We start from the raw sequence: 16,373 nt of genomic DNA, 5'->3' as shown, positions 1-16,373 counted from the left end.
CCCGCGCGCCTACACCACCGGCCGCGACCGGTGTCCCACAATCACCACGACAGTGGTGATCGCCGCGCTCAGCAGCATGCCCGCACCGAGGTGCCACTGCAGCAGCAGGGCCCCCACACAAGCTCCGGCGCCAATGAGCAGGATCGCGCCCATGCGGCGCTTCCAGAAGTTCAGCCCCTCGCCGCCCGCGGCGGAATCCGCGGCCAAGCCCGTGATCGTCGAGGTCACCACGACGGTGGTGACGTCCTTCACGGCGATGTGCCGGGCGACGGCCGCCTGCAGTCCCATCGCGGCACCGAGCGCGCCCGTCACGGTCAGTGCGAGCCAGTGCACGGGGTCCTCGTCGACGATCACCACGATCGCCGCCGCGGTCAGCACCGACGCGACCACGGTGAACAGCACCGTGGTTTTGTGTGACCAGCCCGCATCGAAGGTCCGCAGGGTGCGACCGCCTACGGCCGCGCCACACATGAAGGCGACGAGAGCGATGACCGGGCCCACGACGGGTAGGTCGTCGACGCCGGTGAGTGCCATGCCGAGGATGACCACGTTGCCGGTCATGTTGCCCGTGAACACGCGGTCGAGTCCCAGGTAGCCCACGGCATCGATGACGCCCGTCGAAAACGTGAGCGCCAGCATCAGACCCAGGTGGGTGGCGGCGGGGTTGGCGCGCAGACGCTCGCTCATGGGGATCCTCTCGCAGGGCCGTGGCGCTCGACCAGGCTGGTCGATGACCGCCGGTAGTCTCGACCAAGAGTAGGGCACCCCGGCCGGGGTACCGGGGAGGAGACACGTGGGCGACTACACGGGAGTGCTGCGCCGTGGCGAGGGCGTCGACACGGGAAACTACCTGCCCGTCACACCCGCCACCACCCTGTGGGGCAGGCTTCCGTGCCGCGCGGACGCTCCCGTGATGACGGTCGAGCCCGGCGCGACGGTCGTCGTCGACACGCTGTCGCACGAGGGCCTGCTGCCGGACCAAGGCTCGGACCCCGCGGCCTTCTTCGCCTCTCACGGCGTCCCCGCGCACGAGGTGCTGGACGAGGCCAAGGAGATCACGGCATCGGCCGCGCGCGACCCCGAGCGCGACGGGCCGCACGTGGTCACCGGTCCCATCGCCGTCTCCGGATCCCGCCCCGGCGACCTCCTGGCCGTCACGGTCGTGGACCTCACGCCCCGCGTGCCGTACGGCGTCATCTCCAACCGCCACGGACGCGGCGCATTACCAGGGGAGATGCCCTCCGGTCCCGACAACGTTTCCGTCTTCACGCCCATTGCGGCCGATGCCGCGGGCACCTGGCGAGGCTGGCTCCCTGACCGCGATGGCGGGCCCGCCGTGGCAGGCTTCCCGCTCGCGCCCTTCCTGGGAATCATGGGGGTCGCGACCGCGACCCACGAGCGCGCCCACTCGGTTCCGCCCGGCCCTCACGGCGGCAACATTGACGTCAAGGAACTGACGGTGGGCTCCACGGTGTATCTGCCCGTGCAGGTGGCCGGTGCCCTGTTCTACGCGGGCGACCCGCACTTCGCGCAGGGCGACGGCGAGGTCGCGTTGACCGCGCTCGAGGCCTCGCTGCGCGCCACCGTTTCCCTCGAACTCATCGGCGAGCGCCAGGCGCTGCGCGCGTTCGGCGAGCTCGCGGGACCGCTCGGCGAGACCGCCGAGTTTCTGATCCCCACCGGTATGGACGCCGACCTCGACGAGGCGATGCGTGCCTGCGTGCGTCAGGCCGTCGCCATCCTGGGTGCCCGCCACGCGATGGAGCCTCACCTCGCGTATGCCTACCTGTCCGCCGCCACCGACTTCCGCATCTCGCAGGTGGTCGACCTCGTTCAAGGAGTGCACGCCATGATCCGCAAGTCCGACTTCCAGGTGGCGCGCCCATGACCCGCGTCCACGTGCCCGACGGGGTCGAGGTTCCTGCCGGCCTGATGGAGGCGTTTATTGGCTACGAGGTCGCGCTCGCGGAGAACGACATCGATGCGCTCGGCCACTACTTCGTCGACGGCGCGGACGCCCTGCGCGGCGACGCCGGCGGCTTGCTGGTGGGCCGCGAGCAGATCGACCGCTTCCGCGGCGCGCGCGGCGGCGCCCCCGCGCGCGAGGTGACGGACACGCACATCCGGGTGCTGAGCGACACCCACGCCTACCTCACGTCGGTCAACGCGCCCGCCAAGGGCGGGCGTGGCATGGTGACGCAGCTGTGGCGGCGCACCGAGTCGGACGCCACTCCCGGCGGCTGGGTCATCGAGGCCGCCCACGTCAGCGCGCCCGCGCCCGCGATCGACACCCGCGTCTGGCGCGTCGTCGGCAACCCGCTCGCGCCCGGCGCGCCCACCGGTCCGCTCGCTGGCCACACTGTCGCCGTGAAGGATGTCTTCGCCGTGGTGGGCCAGCACCTGGGTGCGGGCGTTCCCGCCTTCCTCGCCGAGTCCGAGGTTGAAGAGGAGTCGGCCGATGCCGTGGCCGCTCTCACGCGCGCCGGTGCCTCTGTCGTGGGCATCGCCCAGACCGACCAGTTCGCGTACTCGATCGCGGGGATGAACGAGGCGTACGGCACGCCACCGAACCCCGCGGTCCCCGGGGGCATCCCCGGCGGCTCGTCCTCGGGGCCCGCGAGCGCCGTCGCACAGGGGCAGGCGAGCATCGGCCTCGGCACCGACACCGCGGGCTCCATCCGGGTGCCGGCGTCGTACCAGGGGCTGTGGGGGCTGAGGCCTACCCACGGCCTGGTGTCCCTCAACGGCGCACTGCCGCTCGCGCCGCAGTACGACACGGCGGGGTGGTTGACCCGGGACGGAGAGACGCTGTTGGCGGCGGCCCGCGCTTCGCTCCCTTCCGAGAGTCAGCGCGACGTCGCGCGCGACGTCGCCGTCGTGTCGGGACCGATGTTCCTCGCGGCCGACGATGACGTCGCCCTCTACCTGGGGACCGTCATCGACGCGTTCTCGGACGCGGGCGTCTTCACGAGCCTCGAGCCCGTGAACCTTCCCGACCCCGCCGACCTGTTCCGCATCTTCCGCTACACGCAGTCCGCGGAAGCGTCGCGTCACTGGCAGGAGTGGATCGCCGCTCATCCCCTCGCTCTCGCCCCCGACGTGACGGCGCGATTCGCGTGGGCCGCGTCGGTCACGGCGGACGAGGAGGCCGCGGCGATCGAGGCCAAGGAGGAGGCACGCGCCGCGATCGATCTGGCGCTGGGCGACGACATCCTGCTCTTGCCCTCGGCATCCTCGACCGCGCCCATGCGCGACGCGAGTGCGGAGCGGCTTCAAGCGGTACGGGAGGCGACGCTTGGGCTCACCGCGGTCGCGGGGATCACCGGGCGCCCGGCGCTGTCGGTCCCTGTGCTCGACATCGACGAAGGTCCCGTCGGGCTGTGCCTGGTGGGCCCGCGCGGCTCCGACCTCGCGCTGATCGAGACGGCGCTGGAGTGGCTCGCGGCGCCCAAGGGCTAGGCCGGCTCGACTCGGATTCCCGCCGCCGCGGCCATCACGGGAGCGAGGTCGCTCAACTGTTGTTCCGAGATGGTCGCTCCGCCAAGGCCCGCGGTCTCGTCGATGCCGTGGAAGTCGAGGCCGCGCAGGTCCGTGTCCGTGTGACGGGCGCCGCGGACCGTCAGTGACCGGGCCGTGCAGCCCTCGAACGCGACGCGCTCGAGGGCGGCGTCCATGAGGTCGAGATCGTCGAACACGCAGTCCACAAAGCGCACGTCGGTAAGGCGGGCCGAACGCAGGTTAAAGAAGCCGACCTTGCATCCCGTGACGGTGACCTGGTCCCACACGCTCCCGTGCGCCGTGGCGGCGCCGATGCGCGAATGGGCGATCGCGGTGCGGGCCCAGCGTGAGTCGGGGGCGTCGAGTACCGAGGGCGACCACCTGTCGACCACGCAGTCGGTGACGTCGAGGCGTCTCGCCTGCACGCCGTCGAGGTCGACCGCGGTGAGGTCGCAGCCGCTGAAGGCCATGGCGGTGAGGTCGCGCCCCGCCCACGACAGCCCCGACAGGTCCATGTCCTCCCACCGGGGTCCCTCGTCGAGGTCGTAGGCATCCGCGCGCACCAGCACTCCCAGTGCAACCTCGACGGTCCGAGGGGCGGCCGGTTCGCTCATACGGCCACGCTAGACCTCGGCGCCCGCGACACACGCCGCTGGCACGAAATGCCTGCGTAACCACCGCGGTCCAGAATGGGTCCGTGAGCATTCCTGGTCCCGTGAACATGCCGCCCCGCCTACTGATGGGCCCCGGCCCCATCAACGCCGACCCTCGCGTGCTGCGCGCCATGAGTGCGCAGCTCGTGGGCCAGTACGACCCCGCGATGACGGGCGCGATGAACGAGGTGATGGACCTCTACCGGCAGGTGTTCATCACGGAGAACCGCCAGACCATGCTGGTCGACGGCACGTCGCGCGCGGGCATCGAGGCGGCGCTCGTGTCGCTGTTGGAGCCCGGCGACCGGGTGCTCGTGCCGATCTTCGGGCGCTTTGGACACCTGCTCGCCGAGATCTCCCGCCGGGTGGGGGCCGAGGTGCACACCATCGAGGCCGAATGGGGCGAGGTCTTCACCGACGAGGCGATCGAGGCGGCGCTCATCGAGGTGCAGCCCAAGGTGCTCGCCGTGGTCCACGGGGACACGTCGACCACCATGGCGCAGCCCCTCGAGGGGTTGGGCGAGTTGTGCGAGCGGCACGGCGCGCTGCTGTACGTCGATGCCACCGCGACGATCGGCGGCAACGAACTACGTGCCGACGAATGGGGCCTCGACGTCGTGACCGCCGGGCTCCAGAAGTGCCTCGGCGGGCCGTCGGGCTCGGCGCCCGTGACGTTCTCCGCGAAGGCCGCGGAGGTCATCGAGCGGCGTAAGAGCGTCGAGGAGGGCATCCGCGACGCCGACGACCCGGTCCTCGAGGAGCCCATACGCTCGAACTATCTCGACATGGCGCAGATCTTCGACTACTGGTCCGATCGACGCCTGAACCATCACACCGAGGCCACGACCATGCTCTACGGCGCCCGCGAGTGCGCGAGGATCCTGCTCGAGGAGGGGCTGCATGCCTCGTGGCGCCGCCACGACCTGCACGGTCGCGCCATGCTCGCCGGCGCTCAGGCACTGGGTCTCACGCCGTTCGGCCACCTCGCATACAAGATGACCAACGTGGTCGGCGTCGAGATCCCCGAGGGTATCGACGGCGACGCGGCCCGCGCCGCTATGCTCGGCGACTTCGGCATCGAGATCGGCACCAGCTTCGGCCCGCTTCACGGCCGCATCTGGCGCATCGGCACCATGGGCTTCAACGCGAGGACCGATGCCGTGCTCACCACCCTCGCGGCGCTCGAGGCGGTGCTGCGCAGGGCCGGGCATCGCATGGAGGCCGGCGCCGGTGTCGCGGCGGCGTACGACGTGTACGGCGCGGCAGCATGAGCGCCCACGACGCCACGGAGGTCCTCGCCCGCTGCGACGTCCTCGCCACCCACACGGCGGCCAACGACGGCATCGACCGTGCGTACCTCACCCCCGAGCACGCCCGCACCAACTGGACGGTGGGGGAGTGGATGGCCGATGCCGGCCTCACCCCCTGGCAGGACGCCGCCGGCAACCAGCGGGGCACGTATGCAGGACTGACCGAGGACGCCCCGGTGTTGCTGCTCGGCTCCCACCTCGACACGGTGCCCGGCGCCGGCCGCTACGACGGGATCCTCGGCACGCTCATGGCGATCGCCGTCGTCGGACGCCTGGCCGCGCGTGGCGAGCGGCTGCCGTTCGCCATCGAGGTGCTGGGCTTCGCGGACGAGGAGGGCACGCGGTTCGGTCGCACCCTGCTCGGATCCTGCGCCGTCGCGGGTACGTGGGACGAGTCCTGGTGGGACCTCACCGATCCGCATGGCACCACGCTCAGGGACGCCTTCGTGGCGTTCGGCCTCGACCCCGATCGCGTGGGCGACGCCGCCATGGATCCGCGCCGTGTGATCGGCTACCTCGAGGCACACATCGAGCAAGGCCCTCTGTTGCAGGACGCGGACAAGCCACTCGGGGTGGTCACCGGCATCATGGGAGCCAGGCGGTTCGAACTGACCATGGTGGGCGAGGCGGGCCACGCGGGCGGCGTGCCGTACGGGCGCCGCCGCGACGCGTTGCTGGGCGCCGCGGAGGTCGCCGTCGCCGTCGAAGGCCTCGCCCGGGATGCCGGCGCCGTGGGCACCGTGGGTCGCATGCAGGCCTATCCCGGTGCCCAGAACGTCATCCCCGGCCGCGCCGAATTCACGCTGGACCTGCGCGCCGAGACCGATGCCCTCCGCGACCGAGTGTGGCTGGACATCGAGGAGAAGGCGCTGAAGTCCGCGGCCGCTCGCCGGCTCGACTTCCACATCGACGAGAAGCACCAGGCCAAGGCCACCGTGGTGGGGGCACGACTGGCCGCCGCGATCGAGGAGGGCATTCGCTCCACCGGGGACGCCGAGCCCATGACGCTGTTGTCGAAGGCGGGCCACGACGCCATGGCCATCGCGGACCTGTGTGATTACGCGATGCTGTTCATTCGCTGCAAGGACGGCATCTCGCACCACAAGGACGAGGCGGTGAGGGCGGACGACGTCGCCGTCGCGCTCGACGCCTTCGAGGCCGCTGTCCTCGCGCTTGCGAAGGGCGACGAGCCAGGCGCGGACGCTACTGTGGAGGACACCCCACCTCAAGGAGCGACTATGACCCTGCCCACCGTCACCCGCGACGCGAACGGCGCGCCCAGCATCGACTTCGCCGGGGCCGAGATGCCCGACGAGCTCGTCGTCGAGGTTCACGAGGCTGGCGCCGGCGCCCCCGTCAAGGAGGGCCAGCACATCACCGTGCACTACAGCGGCTGGCTGTGGGACGGCGCGAAGTTCGATTCGTCCTGGGACCGCGGGGAGTCGATCTCGTTCCCCATCGCGTACGGCGCACTCATCGACGGCTGGGTCGACGGCATCGTCGGTCAGCCAGTGGGCTCCAAGCTGCTGCTGGTGGTCCCGCCGGAGTCCGGCTACGGCTTCCAGACCATGGGCCCCATTCCCGGCGGCTCGACCTTGGTGTTCACGGTCGACGTCCTCGAGGCGCGCTGACCCCACCCGGGTACTGCGCGAGGGGCCACCGTAGGCGGCGGTGGCCCCACCGCCGCGGCCTACGCTGACGGGCATGAGCACGCACCCGTTCCGCCAGGTTGACGTCTTCGGTTCCGGCCCCTACCGCGGCAATCCCGTTGCCGTCATCCTCGACGCCGACAGCCTGAGTGACACCCAGATGCAGCGCATCGCGACCTGGACGCACCTCTCGGAGACCACGTTCGTGCTGAGCCCCACGGACCAGGCCGCCGACTACCGTGTGCGGATCTTCACGGTGACCGAGGAGCTCCCGTTCGCGGGACATCCCACTCTCGGCACGGCGCGAGCGTGGCTCGATGCGGGCCACACGCCACGCGAGTCAGGCGTCGTCATCCAGGAATGCGGCGCGGGCCTGGTGCCCGTGCGGATCGACGGAGAGTCGCTCGCCTTCGCCGCGCCGCCGCGCATCCGTGAGGGGGCGGTCGCCGAGGCCGACCTCGTGGCCGCCTGCGAAAGGCTCAACATTCCTCGCGACGAGGTGGTCGATGCCGCCTGGGTCGACAACGGCCCGGGCTGGCTGGGTCTGCTGCTCGCCGACGCCCAGCGGGTCCTGGACTGCGAACCCGACGCGAGCCCTCGCCCGGAACGGGGGTTCTACGGGATCGTAGGCCCATACGGAGCCGGCCACGGCATCGGCCATCCGCAGGACGTGGCGCTCGAGGTGCGCGCGTTCGTGTACGACGCCGGCGCTCCCGTGTGGGAGGACCCCGTCACCGGTTCGCTCAACGCGTCGCTCGCGCAGTGGCTCACCGAGACCGGGCGCATCGAGGCGCCCTACGTCGCCCGCCAGGGCACCGTCATGGGGCGCGATGGGCGCGTGGCGGTGACGGCCGATGCCGGCGAGACCTGGGTAGGCGGCCTCACCCACGTCGCGGTCGCCGGGACTATCCAGGCATGACGCGGCGTTGATCTGGACGCGCGGGGGTGGCGCGCGACAGGCAACCGTAGCCGCGAACTGAGGAGACTCGCCGTGAACGCAACGCACGTCGGTATCGTGTGGAACCCCGCGAAGACCAGCAAGGAGGATCTTGGCGAGGCGCTCGCTGAGGCCATCGGCGACGGCGAGGCACCGCGGGTCAGTTGGTACGAGACGTCCGTGGAGGACCCTGGCCGCGGTCAGGCCCAGGAGGCGCTCGACGCGGGGGCGGATGTCGTGGTGGCCGCGGGCGGGGACGGCACCGTCCGCGCGGTGGCTGAGTGCCTCGCGGACACGGAGACCGAGTCCGCCCTGGGCATTGTCCCCATGGGCACGGGCAACCTGCTCTCTCGCAACCTTGAGGTCCCCCTGAACTCGTTGCCGGATGCCTTTGCGGCCGCGCTCGGCGGCGACACCCGCACTGTCGACCTGGCGTGGGCTCAGGCCGACTGCGGCGACGGCGACGTCCGCCTCGCGTTCACCGTCATGGCAGGTATCGGTATCGACGCCCACATGATCACCGAGACCGACGAGGACCTGAAGGGCAAGGTGGGCTGGCTCGCGTACGTCGAGTCGCTCGGCCGCGCCGTCTCCGCGAGCGACATCATCGCGATGGGGCTGGCCGTCGACGGTGGTGAGACCGAGCGGCACCAGGCGCACACGCTCATCGTGGGCAACTGCGGACTGCTGACCGGGGGAGTGACGCTGCTGCCCGACGCGACGCCCGACGACGGCGAACTCGACATGCTCGTCCTCAGTGCCGACGGGGTCTCTGGCTGGCTCGACACCCTGCGTTCCATGGTCTGGGACAACGGGCTGAAGCGGTTGGTGGGGGCGAGTGACAAGGCCGAGAGTTCCGAGTCGGTGGATCACCGCCGCCTCACCGAGGTCGTGGTCGACCTGGAGCAGCCGCGCATGCTCGAACTCGATGGGGACGAGGTGGGCGAGACGGCCCGCATCACGTTCTCGGTGCAGCCGGCCGCCCTGCAGGTGCGGGTGCCGCGCGACTAGCGTTCGGTGCGGGGGTCAGCGCCCGCTTGGAAGCGTCAGGATCTCCGCGCCATCCTTGGTGATTGCCACCGTGTGCTCGCTGTGGGCCGTGCGGCAGCCGGTCGCGGAGCGCAGCGTCCATCCGTCCGCGTCCGTGACGAGTTCGTCGGTGTCCTCCATCACCCACGGCTCGATCGCGAGCAGCAGCCCCTCGCGCAGGCGGTAGCCGCGGCCTGCCCGGCCGAGGTTCGGGATGTGGGGGTCCTGGTGCATGGTGGAGCCCACGCCGTGACCGCCGAACTCGGTGTTCACGCCGTAGCCCGCGCCGGTGAGCACCTCGCCGATGGCGTGGGCGATGTCGCCGATCCGTGCGCGCGGCCCCGCCGCCGCGATGCCCGCGGCGAGCGCACGCTCGGTGGCCTCGATGAGCTTGGCGCTCGCGGCATCGGCCGTCTGCCCCACCACGAAACTCACGGCCGAGTCCGCGACGATCCCGTCGAGAGAGACCGCCAGGTCGAGCGTGACGAGGTCGCCGTCGTTCACGATCTGGTCGCGCGGGCGGCCATGGAGCACGGCGTCGTTGACCGAGGTGCAGATGTAGTGGCCGAACGGTCCGTCGCCGAACGATGGTGCGTAGTCGACGTAGCAGGACTGGGCGCCCGCCTCGGTCATCATGTCCCGCGCCCACGCGTCGATCTCGAGCAGGTTGGTGCCCGCGACCGTGCGCTCGCGCGCGGAGGCGAGGATGTCCGCGACGAGGGTGCCGGTGCGGCGGGCGCGGGCGATCTCGGCCGGGTTGAGGATCTCGATCATCGGGTGTTCCTTCGGTGTGCCAATAACTATCCCAGAACACTATCCCGGTATTACTATTGGCCGCATGGTGCGCCTTCCCCTGACCGTCGACGAGCTCCAGCGCGGACAGCGCTTGGGTGTGGCGTTGCGGCACGCGCGCGGTGAGCGTCCCTTGCTTGAGACGGCGCTTGCGGCAGGCATCTCTCCTGAGACGCTGCGCAAGATCGAGTCGGGCAGGGTGGCGACTCCGTCGTTTCCCACCATCGCCGCGGTCGCGACCGTCGTGGGTCTGTCGCTCGACGAGCTATGGGCAGACGTGTGCGAGGCGGAGCGGCCCGGCGAGCGCAGCTCGGCTTCATGAACGGCGAGGAGCTGCAGCGGCGCGCCGCCACGCGGGCCCTCGAGCTGCCTGGGTCGGGCCTTACCCATCCGTTTGGCGAGGAATGGGACGTCTACAAGGTGCGCGGCAAAGTGTTCATGCTGCAGTCCGCCCAGTCGGGTGAGCCTCACGTCACGCTCAAGGCCCGCCCCGAGGACTCGCACGCGCTTCGCGAGGCCTACGCGGATATCCGGCCGGGGTATCACATGAATAAGAAGCACTGGATCTCGCTGTACCCGGACGGCGCGCTCGACCCCGAGTTTGTCGACGACCTCGTCACCGAGTCATATCTGCTGGTCGTCGCGGGGTTGCCGCGCGTGCAGCGCCCCGTCAACCCGGAGACGTTCGGTCAGTCCTGAGGCGCGCGGAGGTCCTGGGCGAGCATGACCAGGATGCCGCTGGGCCCTCGCAGGTACGTGAGGCGGTAGACGTCCTGGTAGTTCGCGACCCCACGGAGGGGCGCGAAGCCGTGGCGGGCCGCGACCTCGAGCGAGGCGTCGATGTCGTCTACCTGAAACGCGATGCGGTGCATGCCGATGGTGTTCGGCTCGATGGGGGCGGTCTCGAAGGCGTTGGGGTGGAGGTATTCGAAGAGTTCCACGCGGCCGTGGCCGTCCGGTGCCGCGAGCAACGCGATGCGGGCGTGATTGCCGTCGAGCCCCACTGCCGTGTCTGCCCACTCGCCGCTGATGGTGTCGGTGCCCTCGAGGGTGAGCCCCAGGTCGGTGAAGAAGGCAACAGCGGCGTCGAGGTCGCGTACCGCGATGCCGACGTTGTTGAGCGAGATCGCCATGAAAGGACGCTACTGCGGGGCGGGCTACGTCGTGAAGTCCGGCGAGGGCGAGCGGGGCATTTCGACAACGGCCGTGGTGCCGTGCTCGCCGTCGGAGACGAGCCGGACGGTGAAGTCATTGCGGTGGGCGAGTTCGCGCACCATGGCGAGTCCTAGTCCCACGCCAGGGACCTGGTTCTCGGTGGCGAACGTCCCGCGCTGGAAGCGACCGAAGACGTGCTCAAGTTGGTCGGCCGGGATGCCTGGCCCCTCGTCCGTAATCGTTAGCCGCACCGGGTCACCCTGGCGGTCGATGGCGACGTGCACCGTCGAGCCGGGTGGGCTGAATTTGGCCGCGTTGCTGAGGAGGTTGATGAGGATGCGCTCGAGGTCCGCGCGCACTCCGACGACGAAGGTGGCGGGGCTGTCGCGCATCACGATCGACACGCGGCGCTGCTCGGCGCCGGTGCTCACGTCCTGCACGGCGTCGGCGGCGAGGCGTGACACGTCGCAGGCGGCGCGGCGGGCCGTCGTAGCAACCGTGAGGGCGAGGATGTCTTCCACGAGCCCGCCCAGTCGCCGCGCGTTGCGCTCGACGATTTCGAGATGACGGCGCTGCACCGGGTTCACGTCTTCCTCGTCGAGCAGGACCTCGACGAAGCCGACGATGCTCGTGATGGGCGTCCGCAGCTCGTGGCTGACCGACGCGACGAACTCCTCGCGCTCGCGGTCCGCGGCGCGCAGTGTCGCCACGGCCTCCTTTTCTGCAGCCAGCGCCTGGCGCACGGCCCGGAGGTGCTGGCGCTGTTCCGTGACATCGCCGACCTGGACGATGACGAGGGTGTCCTCGTCTTCCGGGTCCATGCGTGTGGCCGTGAGCTCCAGCATGCGGCCCGCGACGCTGACGTCGACGCTCGCAGCGCGGTCACCGTCGTCGGCGTCGTCGGAGCCCGTCGACGCGTGCACTGCCTCGACCACAGCCTGAGTGCCCTCGTCGGTGGCCGCGAGATCGATCGGGGCCTCCATGCCGCTACCGGTCGCGGCGGTGAGGCCCAGCGACCGCCTGGCTCGCGCATTGCTCTCGATGATCCACAGGCGGCCGTTGTCGTCCTCTCGCAACAGCAGCATGCCGATGGGAGCACCCAGGATTCCCGAGCGCAGCAACTCTTCTCGCCGGCGCACGCGCGTGACGGCGGTGAGCTGTTCGATGCGTGCGGCGGAGACATACAGCGTCGACGCGACGAAAGTCCACAGAAAGCCCTGGACCACGATGCGGCGCTCAAGGACGCCCCAGTCCTCGAGCGCGAACGGCCCGGTCCCGAGCATCGTGAACGTGGTGACCGCAGCGGCGGTGACGACCAGCTCGATCGCGAGCGCCCGCATCGACAGGGCAAACGCGCCCCACATGAGCATGGGGAAGAGGACGAAGGTGATGGGCAGTTGCGCGGGCGTGCCGAACACCAGCACGACCGCGATGCCGAGCGCCCACGGCTGGATCCAACGCAGCGCCGAGCCCGTGGAGCGCGCCTCGCTGCGGCGCGCAAGCGCGATGGGCACCACGGTGAGCACCGCGGAGAGGTGGCTCGGAAACACGGAGAACGCCGTCGACCACCACGGCTCGCCCTCGATCAGAGCGACCGCGCTGCCTGCGCCCACCCCGGCGACGGCCGCGCCGGCGATGGCGGCCACGATGAGCGTCGTGACCTCGCGCACGGTGGCGAGTCTTGGCGCGGCACCGCGGCGGGTGAGCAACCACGCGACGACCCACGCCTCGAGGGCGTTGGTCACGGCGAATGCCAGGGACAGGCCCAGGTCGCGCCCCGCCACCAGGTTGGAGGCCGCAGTGGCAACCAGCAGCGCGGCGATCACCCACGCCCACGTGCGCCGCGGAGCGAGGAGGACGGCGATCACGGCGGTGCCGGCTGCCGGCCACCACGCCGAGGTGGATTCTCCGTAAGTGGCGAGGGCCACTGCGGCGATACCCAACACAAGGGTCAGCGCCACGAGGCCGCTCACCATGAGCACGAGCCGTGACGACTGCGGGGGCGAAGCGACGGGCACCGATTCACCTCCGAGCATGTCGTGCCTGACAGTTTAGGGTGGACCCCAGGCGACCCTGCGAGAGGCCGGCGCGCCGTGACGAAGGGAGTGAGCGTGGCACGAGTGGTCGTGATCGAGGACGACCCCGACATCTCCTTGCTGGTGGCGCACAAACTCCGCGCGGGCGGCCACGATGTCGAGGTGGAGTCCGATGGCAGGGCGGGACTTGCCGCCGTGGTCGCCTCGACCCCCGATCTGGTCATCCTCGATTGGATGATGCCGCGTATGAATGGCATCGAGGTGTGCGAGGCCATGCGTACCGACCCCACGCTCGCGTCGATCCCCGTGCTGATGCTCACGGCCAAGGCGCTCGAGGTGGACCTTGAGCGCGCCTACGCGGTCGGCGTCGACGAATACATCCAGAAGCCCTTCTCCACGCGTGAGCTGATGGTGCGCGTCACCCGGCTGCTGCATGCCTGACCTGTCCACCGCTGGCGCAGAATCTCTCGCGGCCTGGCTCCTGCTCGGCTCTGCGGTGCTCGTGGTGGTGCTCGTCGTCGCCGTGCTCGTGATCCGGGTGCTGCGATGGGTGGCCGATGCCGCTGACCAGCGCCGCTCGACATGGGCCCGCGAGGTGCTCTTCCGCGTGTTGGAGGGGGACGACGTCCGTGCGCCCTGGCGGCGGGCCCGCCGGCACGCGCTCGCGGCTACCGCCGCGAGGCTGTCGACAAAGCTGCGCGGCGCTGACCGCGCGACGCTCGCGACGTGGCTCACCCAGGAGGGCTTTCGCCAGCATGCGGTGGAGATGATGCACAGCCAGGTGGCCCTCACACGCGCCCGCGGGGCCCGGATGTTCGTCGCGTGCCTCGCGGACCGCGAGACGCGCCCGTTGCTGGACCTGCTGGGTGACCGGGACGTGCGGGTCCGCTCCGCCGCTGCCCGTGCCCTCGGCGAGTGTGGCATTGACACCGCCGTGCCATTCCTGGTGCGCGCCGCGCAGTCCGACGAGGCTCCACTGCCGGTGTCAGTCGCTGCGATGTCGATCGTCCATGCCGCGCCTCGCTCGGCCCGCTCCCTGGGGCTCGCGTGGCAGTCCGATCGCCCCGAGGTTGCGGCGATGGCAGCCGAGGTTGCGGGCTTTCTGCACCTGACGGATGCGCGCGTGCCGCTCGAGCACGCGGTCGCCCACGACGATCCTGCGGTGGCCGATGCAGCCGCCTGGTCCCTCGCGCGCCTGGGAGACCCGCGCTCCGCGACGCCTATCGAGAAACGCCTGCGCAAACACGACCTGCCGGTGCTGACCCAACGGTCACTCCACGGCGCCTACGCCGAACTCCATCACGTGAGGCTTGAACCATGAGTCCGGTCGAATGGATCTTCACAGCCGTCACCCTCGCGTTGACGCTGTATTACCTGACACATCACGTCATCTTCGCTTCGGTGATCATCGGTGCGACCGTACACGTGGCCCGCGAGCAGCGATGGGAGGACGAGAACACGCAGGCGCTGACCTTTTCTAATCCCCTCGCGCCGGGGGTGTCAGTCATCGTGCCCGCCCACAACGAGGAGGCCGGCATTCTTCAGTCGGTGCAGTCGCTTCTCGAGGCGCGGTATCCGAGCCTCGAGATCGTCGTCGTCGACGACGGTTCCACGGACAACACAGCCCAGCGTCTCATCGACGCCTTCGACCTCGAGGAACGCTACGTCCCCACCGTCGAGGAGTCGGTCGAGCAGGTGGGTCGCACCATCGAGACCTATCGCTCGAGTCGTCACCCCGGCCTGGTGCTGCTGCGCAAGGAGTCGGTGGGGCGTCGCTCCGACGCCGTCAACGCCGCGTTCCGGCTCTGTTCCAAGCCGCTGGTGTGCATGATCGATGGCGACTCGATCCTCGAGCCCGACGCGTTGCTGCGCGTCGCGCAACCCTTCGTGGACGACCCGATGGTGGTCGCCGCCGGGGGAGTGGTGCTGCCGTCGAACGGCTCGACGGTGGAGCGCGGACGCGTGGTCGACGTGAAGGCCCCGTCCACGATGCTTGAGCGCACTCAGGTGCTCGAATACATGCGCGCCTTCCTGGTGGGGCGCGCTGGATGGTCCGCCGCGAACGGCCTGATGATTATTTCCGGCGCCTTCGGCGTGTTCCGCCGCGACGTCATGGCGGAGGTGGGCGGGCTCGACGAAGCCTCGCTCGCCGAGGACGCCGACCTGGTGGTCGCGACGCATCGGCTTCTCCAAGAACGCCACCAGGACTATCGCGTGGTGTTCGTCGCCGAGCCCGTGTGCTGGTCAGAAACCCCCTCTACCCTCGCAGTGATCTCCCGCCAGCGCCGGCGCTGGTCCCACGGTTTGGGTGAACTGCTCGGCAAGTTCCGCGACATGATCGGGCGACCCCGCTACGGGCGTCTGGGCGTGCTCACCATGCCGTACTTCTGGCTCTACGAGCTGTGGGGCCCGGTGATCGAACTGATCGGTTTTGCCGCCGCGATCGTCGGCATCGCGTTCGGATGGATCGCGCCGTGGGTCTTCGTGGTGTTTGTCGCGGTGTCGTTCCTGTTGTCGATCGCGGTGTCGCTCGCGGCGCTCCTCGTGGAGGTCGTGGCGTTCGGACGCTACCGGCGCCTGGCCGATATGGCGGGGCTCGCCCTCGCGGCAGTCCTCGAGCCGTTCTGGTTCCGTCCGCTCCACCTGTGGTGGCGTGTGCGCGGCCTCATCGCATCCTTGCGCGGCGAAAAGGCGTCATGGGGCGTCATGACCAGGCGAGGCTTCTCCGAGACGCCCTAAGCGTCGACGTCCTCGCCGCCTCCCACGTCGGTGCAGTCCACCGCGATCGTGAGATGCGTGTCAAGGTACTCGCGAGCGCCGGTGTCGCCCCTGACGGCCTCACCGATCTCGCCCCAGTGGTCGCGTCCCAGGTAGACCGGGTGGCCAGGCGCGCTGTCGTACTGCGCGCGGGCGAGGGTGCCGCGGGGGTCGTCGGTGACGGCCGCGAGCACCCGTGCTGCCGCCGCGGCGCTTTGGCCGGGCAAGTCCACGAGTGTGAGGAGCACGCCGTCGGAGCTCGAGGTCGCCGCCGCGGCGAGTCCCACCTTGAGGGAGGCCGACTGACCCTGGGCCCAGTCGGTCGCCACCACCGGGAGGGCGCCGCGCGGTACCAGCGCAGCCGCCGCATCGGCCTCAGCCCCGAGCACCACGATGACCTCGCGGCAGCCAGCACTACGGAGGGCCTCGACCGCGATCGCGATCCAGGGCTTGCCGTCCTTGCGTGTGCGCAAAGCCTTGGGCCCTCCGGCCCGTGTTCCCGCCCCTGCGGCCAGCACCACTCCCGTGACATCCATGCTTGCCATCCTAGGATGGCG

General features: G+C 70.3%; 17 protein-coding genes. 11 read left to right on the top strand and 6 right to left on the bottom strand.

Going from position 1 to position 16,373, the window contains the following annotated elements:
* Positions 1-9: 9 nt before the first annotated feature.
* Positions 10-687, bottom strand: coding sequence for a YoaK family protein (locus B7K20_RS06830; RefSeq protein ID WP_084101780.1), 678 nt, complete (start codon positions 685-687; stop codon positions 10-12).
* Positions 688-793: 106 nt separating this feature from the next.
* Between B7K20_RS06830 and B7K20_RS06825 the strand changes: the two genes are divergently transcribed.
* Complete coding sequence (locus B7K20_RS06825; protein ID WP_084101779.1) at positions 794-1,888, top strand: acetamidase/formamidase family protein; 1,095 nt, start codon at positions 794-796, stop codon at positions 1,886-1,888.
* Positions 1,885-3,459 (top strand): AtzH-like domain-containing protein, encoded by a 1,575-nt coding sequence (locus tag B7K20_RS06820; RefSeq protein WP_084101778.1) that lies wholly within the window; start codon positions 1,885-1,887, stop codon positions 3,457-3,459. The genes B7K20_RS06825 and B7K20_RS06820 overlap by 4 nt, the downstream gene beginning before the upstream one ends.
* On the opposite strand, the gene B7K20_RS06815 is transcribed toward B7K20_RS06820, so the two are convergent.
* On the bottom strand, positions 3,456-4,112 hold the full coding sequence (locus B7K20_RS06815; RefSeq protein WP_144018578.1) for a pentapeptide repeat-containing protein: 657 nt from the start codon (positions 4,110-4,112) through the stop codon (positions 3,456-3,458). The two genes, B7K20_RS06820 and B7K20_RS06815, sit on opposite strands and share 4 nt — an antisense overlap.
* 83 nt (positions 4,113-4,195) lie before the next feature.
* On the opposite strand from B7K20_RS06815, the gene B7K20_RS06810 reads away from it, so the two are divergent.
* The 4 genes from B7K20_RS06810 to B7K20_RS06795 all read left to right on the top strand — a co-directional run bounded on the left by B7K20_RS06810 (position 4,196) and on the right by B7K20_RS06795 (position 9,058).
* Complete coding sequence (locus tag B7K20_RS06810) at positions 4,196-5,422, top strand: alanine--glyoxylate aminotransferase family protein (RefSeq protein WP_371327869.1); 1,227 nt, start codon at positions 4,196-4,198, stop codon at positions 5,420-5,422.
* Positions 5,419-7,092: an allantoate amidohydrolase gene (locus B7K20_RS06805; RefSeq protein ID WP_084101776.1), complete on the top strand. Its 1,674-nt coding sequence runs from the start codon at positions 5,419-5,421 to the stop codon at positions 7,090-7,092. The genes B7K20_RS06810 and B7K20_RS06805 overlap by 4 nt, the downstream gene beginning before the upstream one ends.
* Positions 7,093-7,165: 73 nt before the next feature.
* Positions 7,166-8,029, top strand: coding sequence for a PhzF family phenazine biosynthesis protein (locus tag B7K20_RS06800; RefSeq protein WP_084101775.1), 864 nt, complete (start codon positions 7,166-7,168; stop codon positions 8,027-8,029).
* Positions 8,030-8,041: 12 nt separating this feature from the next.
* Entirely contained in the window at positions 8,042-9,058 is a 1,017-nt protein-coding gene (locus B7K20_RS06795) for a diacylglycerol kinase family protein (RefSeq protein ID WP_371327871.1), read from the top strand.
* A gap of 15 nt (positions 9,059-9,073) precedes the next feature.
* Here B7K20_RS06795 and map read toward each other — a convergent pair whose 3' ends face one another.
* Positions 9,074-9,850: a type I methionyl aminopeptidase gene (map, locus tag B7K20_RS06790; protein ID WP_084101773.1), complete on the bottom strand. Its 777-nt coding sequence runs from the start codon at positions 9,848-9,850 to the stop codon at positions 9,074-9,076.
* 64 nt (positions 9,851-9,914) lie between these two features.
* Between map and B7K20_RS06785 the strand changes: the two genes are divergently transcribed.
* Together B7K20_RS06785 and B7K20_RS06780 are read left to right on the top strand one after the other, a co-directional pair.
* Complete coding sequence (locus tag B7K20_RS06785; RefSeq protein WP_084101772.1) at positions 9,915-10,190, top strand: helix-turn-helix domain-containing protein; 276 nt, start codon at positions 9,915-9,917, stop codon at positions 10,188-10,190.
* Positions 10,187-10,567, top strand: a complete 381-nt coding sequence (locus B7K20_RS06780; protein ID WP_084101771.1) for an MmcQ/YjbR family DNA-binding protein — start codon at positions 10,187-10,189, stop codon at positions 10,565-10,567. The genes B7K20_RS06785 and B7K20_RS06780 overlap by 4 nt, the downstream gene beginning before the upstream one ends.
* Here B7K20_RS06780 and B7K20_RS06775 read toward each other — a convergent pair.
* Both B7K20_RS06775 and B7K20_RS06770 read right to left on the bottom strand, forming a co-directional pair.
* The gene (locus tag B7K20_RS06775) at positions 10,558-11,001 is read right to left on the bottom strand and encodes a VOC family protein (RefSeq protein WP_084101770.1); all 444 of its coding nucleotides are present in this window, start codon (positions 10,999-11,001) and stop codon (positions 10,558-10,560) included. The two genes, B7K20_RS06780 and B7K20_RS06775, sit on opposite strands and share 10 nt — an antisense overlap.
* 24 nt (positions 11,002-11,025) lie before the next feature.
* The gene (locus B7K20_RS06770; RefSeq protein WP_084101769.1) at positions 11,026-13,059 is read right to left on the bottom strand and encodes an ATP-binding protein; all 2,034 of its coding nucleotides are present in this window, start codon (positions 13,057-13,059) and stop codon (positions 11,026-11,028) included.
* A gap of 75 nt (positions 13,060-13,134) precedes the next feature.
* On the opposite strand from B7K20_RS06770, the gene B7K20_RS06765 reads away from it, so the two are divergent.
* The 3 genes from B7K20_RS06765 to B7K20_RS06755 are packed head-to-tail and all read left to right on the top strand — an operon-like array spanning position 13,135 to position 15,798.
* On the top strand, positions 13,135-13,500 hold the full coding sequence (locus B7K20_RS06765) for a response regulator transcription factor (RefSeq protein ID WP_084101768.1): 366 nt from the start codon (positions 13,135-13,137) through the stop codon (positions 13,498-13,500).
* The gene (locus B7K20_RS06760) at positions 13,493-14,380 is read left to right on the top strand and encodes a HEAT repeat domain-containing protein (RefSeq protein ID WP_084101767.1); all 888 of its coding nucleotides are present in this window, start codon (positions 13,493-13,495) and stop codon (positions 14,378-14,380) included. The genes B7K20_RS06765 and B7K20_RS06760 overlap by 8 nt, the downstream gene beginning before the upstream one ends.
* Complete coding sequence (locus tag B7K20_RS06755) at positions 14,377-15,798, top strand: glycosyltransferase (protein WP_084101766.1); 1,422 nt, start codon at positions 14,377-14,379, stop codon at positions 15,796-15,798. The genes B7K20_RS06760 and B7K20_RS06755 overlap by 4 nt, the downstream gene beginning before the upstream one ends.
* Here B7K20_RS06755 and B7K20_RS06750 read toward each other — a convergent pair.
* Positions 15,795-16,352 carry an NTP transferase domain-containing protein gene (locus tag B7K20_RS06750; protein ID WP_084101765.1) on the bottom strand — a complete coding sequence of 186 codons (558 nt, stop codon included), beginning with the start codon at positions 16,350-16,352 and terminating at the stop codon, positions 15,795-15,797. The two genes, B7K20_RS06755 and B7K20_RS06750, sit on opposite strands and share 4 nt — an antisense overlap.
* Positions 16,353-16,373: the final 21 nt, after the last annotated feature.

The organism is Demequina sp. NBRC 110051 (genome assembly GCF_002090055.1).
Lineage (GTDB): Bacteria > Actinomycetota > Actinomycetes > Actinomycetales > Demequinaceae > Demequina.
The sequence above is the reverse complement of the archived record's forward strand: the minus strand, read 5'-3'. Positions and strand labels throughout refer to the sequence as shown.

Bases quoted from the DNA above. Each gene is read 5' to 3' on its own strand.
- B7K20_RS06830 (WP_084101780.1), bottom strand. From the start codon at position 687: ATGAGCGAGCGTCTGCGCGCCAACCCCGCCGCCACCCACCTGGGTCTG.
- B7K20_RS06820 (WP_084101778.1), top strand. From the start codon at position 1,885: ATGACCCGCGTCCACGTGCCCGACGGGGTCGAGGTTCCTGCCGGCCTG.
- B7K20_RS06815 (WP_144018578.1), bottom strand. From the start codon at position 4,112: ATGAGCGAACCGGCCGCCCCTCGGACCGTCGAGGTTGCACTGGGAGTG.
- B7K20_RS06805 (WP_084101776.1), top strand. From the start codon at position 5,419: ATGAGCGCCCACGACGCCACGGAGGTCCTCGCCCGCTGCGACGTCCTC.
- B7K20_RS06800 (WP_084101775.1), top strand. From the start codon at position 7,166: ATGAGCACGCACCCGTTCCGCCAGGTTGACGTCTTCGGTTCCGGCCCC.
- map (WP_084101773.1), bottom strand. From the start codon at position 9,850: ATGATCGAGATCCTCAACCCGGCCGAGATCGCCCGCGCCCGCCGCACC.
- B7K20_RS06785 (WP_084101772.1), top strand. From the start codon at position 9,915: ATGGTGCGCCTTCCCCTGACCGTCGACGAGCTCCAGCGCGGACAGCGC.
- B7K20_RS06780 (WP_084101771.1), top strand. From the start codon at position 10,187: ATGAACGGCGAGGAGCTGCAGCGGCGCGCCGCCACGCGGGCCCTCGAG.
- B7K20_RS06775 (WP_084101770.1), bottom strand. From the start codon at position 11,001: ATGGCGATCTCGCTCAACAACGTCGGCATCGCGGTACGCGACCTCGAC.
- B7K20_RS06770 (WP_084101769.1), bottom strand. From the start codon at position 13,059: ATGCTCGGAGGTGAATCGGTGCCCGTCGCTTCGCCCCCGCAGTCGTCA.
- B7K20_RS06760 (WP_084101767.1), top strand. From the start codon at position 13,493: ATGCCTGACCTGTCCACCGCTGGCGCAGAATCTCTCGCGGCCTGGCTC.
- B7K20_RS06755 (WP_084101766.1), top strand. From the start codon at position 14,377: ATGAGTCCGGTCGAATGGATCTTCACAGCCGTCACCCTCGCGTTGACG.
- B7K20_RS06750 (WP_084101765.1), bottom strand. From the start codon at position 16,352: ATGGATGTCACGGGAGTGGTGCTGGCCGCAGGGGCGGGAACACGGGCC.